Source organism: Winogradskyella immobilis, assembly GCF_021887715.1.
Lineage (GTDB): Bacteria > Bacteroidota > Bacteroidia > Flavobacteriales > Flavobacteriaceae > Winogradskyella > Winogradskyella immobilis.
Window position 1 is genome coordinate 1 of record NZ_JAIQXX010000065.1, and the last position, 585, is coordinate 585.

At 34.2% G+C, this 585-nt stretch carries 1 protein-coding gene; it reads right to left on the reverse strand.

Annotated features, from left to right (window positions below):
• Window positions 1-585: DUF5011 domain-containing protein (locus K8Z87_RS13845; RefSeq protein WP_227478167.1), on the reverse strand; the 585-nt coding region annotated here is incomplete at both ends.

Sequence of the window (585 nt, forward strand, 5' to 3'; positions counted from 1 at the left end):
GTTAAATCACCATCTATATTATCTGTTGCTGTTGCACCTAATTCTGTATAAGTATCTCCTACATTTAAATCAACTATTGATGATCCATTTAAAGTTATTACTGGGGCTGTAATATCTGCATTAACATTAACCGTTCTATCTACTGATGCACTGTTCCCTGCTACATCACTAACACTATATGTCAATATATATACTCCTGCTATTGATGTGTCTACTGTGCCTGTAATATTTATATTTCCTGTTAAATCACCATCTATATTATCTGTTGCTGTTGCACCTAATTCTGTATAAGTATCTCCTACATTTAAATCAACTATTGATGATCCGTTTAAAGTTATTACTGGTGCTGTCGTATCTGCATTAACATTAACTGTTCTGTCGACTGAGGCACTGTTCCCTGCTGCATCGCTAACACTATAAGTTACCGTGTACACTCCTGCTATTGATGTATCTACTGAACCTGTGATAATTATATTCGGTGTTAAATCACCATCTATATTATCTGTTGCCGTTGCACCTAATTCTGTATAAGTATCTCCTACATTTAAATCAACTATTGATGATCCATTTAAAGTTATTACTGGT